The sequence below is a fragment of the Novosphingobium sp. ERW19 genome, from assembly GCF_012641315.1.
Taxonomy (GTDB): domain Bacteria; phylum Pseudomonadota; class Alphaproteobacteria; order Sphingomonadales; family Sphingomonadaceae; genus Novosphingobium.
On the sequence record NZ_JABAIC010000028.1, the window covers coordinates 1 to 5,623 of the forward strand.

Annotated in this window: 6 protein-coding genes and 1 pseudogene; all 7 read left to right on the top strand. The window is 64.8% G+C overall.

Going from position 1 to position 5,623, the window contains the following annotated elements; translation table 11 throughout:
* Positions 1 to 2,394 (top strand): type IV secretion system protein TraC (traC, locus tag HGI46_RS21635; protein ID WP_168905812.1); only part of this gene is annotated, 2,394 nt, incomplete at its 5' end.
* A gap of 29 nt (positions 2,395 to 2,423) precedes the next feature.
* Positions 2,424 to 2,816 (top strand): hypothetical protein, encoded by a 393-nt coding sequence (locus HGI46_RS21640; RefSeq protein WP_168905813.1) that lies wholly within the window; start codon positions 2,424 to 2,426, stop codon positions 2,814 to 2,816.
* The gene (locus HGI46_RS21645; RefSeq protein ID WP_168905814.1) at positions 2,813 to 3,220 is read left to right on the top strand and encodes a type-F conjugative transfer system protein TrbI; all 408 of its coding nucleotides are present in this window, start codon (positions 2,813 to 2,815) and stop codon (positions 3,218 to 3,220) included. The genes HGI46_RS21640 and HGI46_RS21645 overlap by 4 nt, the downstream gene beginning before the upstream one ends.
* Complete coding sequence (locus HGI46_RS21650; protein WP_066554231.1) at positions 3,207 to 3,731, top strand: S26 family signal peptidase; 525 nt, start codon at positions 3,207 to 3,209, stop codon at positions 3,729 to 3,731. The genes HGI46_RS21645 and HGI46_RS21650 overlap by 14 nt, the downstream gene beginning before the upstream one ends.
* Positions 3,728 to 4,375: a type-F conjugative transfer system protein TraW gene (gene traW, locus HGI46_RS21655; RefSeq protein WP_346766794.1), complete on the top strand. Its 648-nt coding sequence runs from the start codon at positions 3,728 to 3,730 to the stop codon at positions 4,373 to 4,375. Before HGI46_RS21650 ends, traW begins: the two co-directional genes overlap by 4 nt.
* Positions 4,372 to 5,400, top strand: coding sequence for a conjugal transfer pilus assembly protein TraU (gene traU, locus HGI46_RS21660; protein WP_168905815.1), 1,029 nt, complete (start codon positions 4,372 to 4,374; stop codon positions 5,398 to 5,400). Before traW ends, traU begins: the two co-directional genes overlap by 4 nt.
* Positions 5,397 to 5,623, top strand: a pseudogene (locus HGI46_RS21665) (conjugal transfer protein TrbC); the annotation flags it as partial. The gene traU and the pseudogene HGI46_RS21665, both read left to right, overlap by 4 nt.

Sequence of the window (5,623 nt, forward strand, 5' to 3'; positions counted from 1 at the left end):
TACTTCAACGCACGCTCGAAGGGCTTTGTCCTTTCGGTTACGCCGCTGATCGGAGCCGACGAGCGCACCGGGGAAATCCTGGGACAGTTCTTCTCGGAAGGCCTGCCACCAGGCGCCTGCCTTCAGGTGCTCCACCTTGCAAGCCCGCGCATCAGCAGGATCATAGCCCCGTGGTTTGCCCCTCGGTACATCCAGGGCGGCGTGTACGAGGCGATTGCCCGGCACCGGGCGCGGCGACTCTATTCGCTCGTATGGGAGTCCGGCTCGCCGGACGCGCCCTTCCATGCGCGGCATCACCAGGTCATCGTCTCGGTTGGGGTGCCGACCTCCAAGTCGGTCAGCAATGAGGATCTCAAGCAGACCCGCGATGGCCTGGTGGCGATGCTCAAGTCGCTCAATCTTGGCGTGGTCGAAGTCGGGCCGGAAGCGCTCATCGCTGTCATCGATGATCTGACTTCGCCCACCACCGCCCCGCAGGACGATGCGGTGCCCTACAACCCGAATGATCCAATCGCCGCCCAGGCGATCCGCCACGACATCGAACTGGTGGTGGCTGAAGATCGCATGCGGCTCGCGACCGAGCGTTTCCGCCCTACCGGCAAGGTCAATGACGGCGTGCCCCACATCGGGACCGTCTATCCCGATGCCTTCGATGTCCGGCATTTTGCCGTACGCAACATGCCATCGCGCTGGGCCCCGTGGGAATGCGCGCGGCTGATCGGAGACCTGTTCACCGACAAGCTGCGCTTCCCCTGCCCCGCCGCCACCATGCTGTGTCTCGTCTATCCGGACCAGGAGGCTGCATCGGCGAAGGCCGGATTCAAGTTCATGCGGACGACCAGCCTCGCCGGGACCCGCAGCGCGCGGTTCCTGCCTCGGATCGGCGAACAGGCCGCCGAGTGGCAGCATGTTCAGGCCGAGCTTCAGGAAGGCCGCCGGCTCGTGCGGGTCTTCTACGGCGTGACGGCCTATTCGCCGCTAGGCCAGGGCGACCGCCACGAACGCGCGATCAAATCGATCTACAAGGCGGCGGGCTGGGACCTTACCGACGAGCGCTACCTCCAGATCCAGGGATTGCTCGCCGCGATGCCGCTCACCCTGGCTGACGGGCTCGGCACCGACATGGAGCGGCTGAAGCGGTTCAAGACTGTGCTGTCGACGACCGCAGCTAATATCGCGCCCATGCAGGGCGAGTATCTCGGCAGCGCCCACCCCCACCTGCTGTTCGTCGGGCGGCGCGGCCAGCCCTTCTTCTGGTCGCCGTTCGAGAACGAGGCCGGCAACCACAATGTCGCGATCTGCGGCAAGTCGGGATCGGGCAAGTCGGTGCTGCTCCAGGAGATGTGCGCCGCGCTGCGCGGTGCCGGCGCACAGGTGGTCGTGATCGACGATGGCCGCAGCTTCGAGCACTCGGTCAAGCTGCAGGGCGGCCGCTTTGTCGAGTTCACGATCGCAGCGGGCTTCTGCCTCAACCCGTTCTCGATGATCGATGCGACCCGCGCCGCCGAAGACGAGGACTACCGCCTCGACTGCTTCGGGATGATCAAGGCCATCGTCGGGCAAATGGCTCGCCACAGCGCGAAGCTGACGGATACTGAGCGCGGATTGATCGACCGGGCGGTCAACCTTGTCTGGGCGCAGCACGGCGCGGCAGCCACAGTTACGACCGTCGGCGAGATGCTGGCCAGTCTCGGCCATGACACTGCCGCTGACATCGCAACCGCGCTGACCCCCTACATGGCGGGCGGAACTTACGGCGCCTTCTTCGAAGGCCAGGCAAGCCTCGACCTCGATGCGGACTTCACGGTCTTCGAGATGTCCGACCTCGCGAGCCGGGAGGATCTGCGCAGCGTCGTGCTCTCAGCCATCATGTTCATGACCAGCCAGGCAATGACGCGAAGCCCAAGGTCGCTGCGCAAGCTTCTGCTGATCGATGAAGCCTGGTCGATGCTCAAGGGCGGCTCGATGGGTGAATTCGTCGAAACCTACGCCCGCACCTGCCGCAAATATGGCGGCGCGCTGGCGACCGCTACCCAGTCGCTCAACGACTACTACAAGTCGGACGGGGCTACGGCGGCGCTCGAGAACAGCGACTGGATGCTGATCCTTCAGCAAAAGCCGGAGACGATCGCCGATTTCAAGGCCAGCAAGCGCCTCGATATGGACGATCGCACCGAGACGCTGATCCGCAGTCTTAAGCGCTCCGGGAGCGACTATTCCGAGGTGTTCATTAAGGGGCCGGAGACCGAGGCGATCGGGCGGCTCGTGCTCGATGACTATTCGGCAACGCTCTTCTCGAGTTCGCCCCAAACCTTCGCCGCCATCGATGCCGAGATCGCGCGCGGGCACCAGCTCGCCGATGCCATCGAGCGCATCGCTCATCCCAACCGCTGACACCCCATCACCAAAGGATCCCTATCTCCATGCCTCTCCACCTCGTCACCCCGTTCGACCGGACCGACCCGTCCGAAGACGAACAGCCCGTCAGCCCGCAGGTGCAGACCTTGCGCTCGCGCATGGCCGATGGCTGCTACATCCTGCTTCGCGGCTGCCTGTTTCTCGGCTCATCCTATCTGATGGCACTGGGCCTGCCGCTGCTGTTCTTCCTGCTGTTGTCAGGCGGCAGTCCCGATGCCTTCTTCGCCCATGTTGCCAATCTCGGTGACCGCTTCCTGGCGGCCGACCTCGCACGGCGCGTGACATTCCTCGGCCAGTGCAACTTCGTTCTGATCGGTCTCGCGACGCTCGTCGTCGTGTGGCGCATGCCGCGCTTCATCCGCGATCTCGACCGCGAACTTTCGGGAGAAAAGCCGTGAAGAACATTCTGGCAACATCGAGCTTGCGGGGGCGGCTTTCAGCGATCAATCTCACCGCTGTCGTGGTCGGCGCTGGCATGGTCGGTCAGGTGCTGTGGGGTGTCTGGGCAACGGACAAGCTGCTCACCCTCGAAAAACGCGAGGTCGTCACGGTCCAGCTGAGCCGGATCATGGGCGACTTCATCGAAGCCGAAGCACGTGCCGGTCGGCCGCCTGAAGAAACCAGATTGCGCGTCCAGGCTTACCTCAAGGCCGTGGAAGCCTCGGTACAAAAGCTCGGCCGCGAAGGCCGGACAGTTCTGGTTGCCGAAGCAGTGGTCGCCGGGAGCACGCCGGACCTGACCGGGTCTGTGCGTGCCGACGTCGTGCGCCGCATGGGAGCCATTCCCGATGCAGCCCGCTGATCTCTTGATCCGCTCAGCTTCGGCGCGGCGGCTCGTGCTTTGGGGCGGGCTCGGCGCCGGGGCGCTGGCGCTCTCCTCGCTTGCCGCCTTCGCGCAGGGCCATGCGCTCATGATCAATGTGAGCCCCAGCCTGCCCTACTGGGCCATCTGGGTAACGCGGGGGGCACCCGTGCATCGCGGGGATATAATCCTGTTCGACCCGCCCACCTCGCCTTTGTTGGTCAAGCATTTCGGGGCGAAGCCCAAGCCGTTCGGCAAGCGTGTGAGCGGTGTTCCGGGCGACATCATCACCGAGCAAAACCGCATCTACTTCGTCAACGGTGAGGCCGTGGCCAAGGCCAAGCTTGAGAGCCGCCTCGGCGAACCGCTGGCGCTTGGACCTACGGGGCGCGTGCCGAAAGGCTGCTACTTCGTCACCAGCGAACACAAGGATGGCTTTGACAGCCGCTATGCCGCGATCGGTTGGATCTGTGGGCCGCGCATACTCGGGGTCGGGAGGCCGATCCTGTGAGGCTCCTCACTTTGCCCGTTTGCGCCACTGCGCTGGCGCTGGCCATCGCACCACAGGCAATGGCTCGCGATTACGGCCAGCACGGCGCGGTATGGCCGGTCATCGAACCGGACCTGCTTCAGCAGATCCATGCCAGGCTCACCCAGCTTGAGAAGACCGGCGAAACGGCCCGTCTCAACGAAGAGCTGGAGCGGCGGACAATCGCCCGGGTCAACCGGCCAGAGCCTGTCGCGGGTGTGTCCCTCGCCTCGGCGCTGCGCAGCTGGCGCTTCGATCCGACGATCACCACCCCGCGCGACATTGCCGACGACAAGGGCCGGGTCATCATTGCCGCAGGCACGCGGGTCAATCCGCTCGATACCGTGCCGCTGCGCGCCCCCCTCGTCTTTCTCGACGGGGACGACCCGGCGCAGCTCGCCTGGGCCACCCGCCGCTATGCCAGCACAAAGGCGAAGCTCATCCTCGTACGGGGTGCGCCGCTCGAACTCATGAAGGCCCGTCAGCGGCGTTTCTACTTCGATCAGGGCGGCACGCTGGTGAAACACTTCGGCATTCGCGCGGTGCCCGCAACCGTCGAGCAGCAGGGCTGCGCGCTCAACATCACCGAGCAGCCCGTGCCTCTCAAGGAGCGTGCGCCGTCATGAGCAAGAAAAAACGCCTTCTGTCATGGCTTTGCGGAGCACTTCTGCTCACCAGCCTGAGCGTCGTGTCCAGTGCTCCTGCCCAGGCTGCGGCCGGCCCCGGGCGCTGCACTGGCAAGTTCGTCAATCCGATCACGGACATCTGCTGGTCGTGCCTGTTTCCGATCTCGATCGGTGGCCTGAAGATCTGGCCGTCGAGCCGTCCCGATCCGAGCAACCCGGCTCTCCCCGTTTGCCTCTGCGGTTTGCGGCCCGGCATCGCGATGGGGTTCTGGGAGCCGGTGCGGCTCGCCGATGTCAGCATGAAGCCATGGTGCTTCGTCAATCTGGGCGGGATGAAGCTCGATCCGGGGTTCGACATCGGCTTCAAGTCGATGGCGGGGCCATCGGCGGTTGGCGGCAACACCCAGTACAACTCGCAGTGGCATGTCCACTGGTATGCCTATCCGCTGATCTACTGGATGGAGATCGTCGCCGATTTCCTGTGCCTCGAGTCCGGCTCGATCGACATCCTCTACATCACCGAGATTGATCCGCTGTGGCAGGACAGCGAGCTAACCGCGATCATCAATCCCGAGGCGGTCCTCTTCGCCAATCCCTTGGCGCTTGCCGCCTGTGCAGCGGACTGCGTGGCGGCAACGGCCAAGCTGCCGACCGATGAGCTGTTCTGGTGCGCGGGCTGCCAGGGCACGATGTATCCGCTCAACGGCAATGTCTCGGCAACGATCGGCCATGTGCAGGCATCGCGGCTCGCGCTCGCCCGCTTCTCCTACAAGCTCCACCGCGAACTCGTCGCTTGGGGGACGATGGGCAGCAAAGGGCTTTGCGGCAAGTACCTGATGCCGGTGATGCGCAAGCAGCAGTACCGCTTCCAGGCCACCAATCCCAATCCGCAGACCAAGGGCCGCTACGCCTGCGCAGCCCTCGGTGCCTCCACCACCTTCATGTCGGCAGGCCAGGTCTATCCCGCCATTGGCGAGGACATGGGCTACCTGGTCTGGCGCAAGCGGAATTGCTGTGCGCTATGAACAAACTTCCTCATCTTCTTGTCGTCGCATCGCTTTCCAGCCTCGCTGCTTTGGCTGGCGCCTCGGCGCAGACGGCCGAACCGGACCTCGATCTGGCCGCTATCCGGGCGCGGGCCAGTGCCGGTGCCCCCGATGCCGACGCGCTGTCCGCGAATGCCCGCGCCAGAGCCGAAGCCCTGGCGCGGGAAGCGAGGACCAGCTCCGACGAGGCCGAGGCGCACGC

Coding starts and splice junctions, on each gene's coding strand:
- HGI46_RS21640 (WP_168905813.1), top strand. CDS start 2,424: ATGCCTCTCCACCTCGTCACCCCGTTCGACCGGACCGACCCGTCCGAA.
- HGI46_RS21650 (WP_066554231.1), top strand. CDS start 3,207: ATGCAGCCCGCTGATCTCTTGATCCGCTCAGCTTCGGCGCGGCGGCTC.
- traU (WP_168905815.1), top strand. CDS start 4,372: ATGAGCAAGAAAAAACGCCTTCTGTCATGGCTTTGCGGAGCACTTCTG.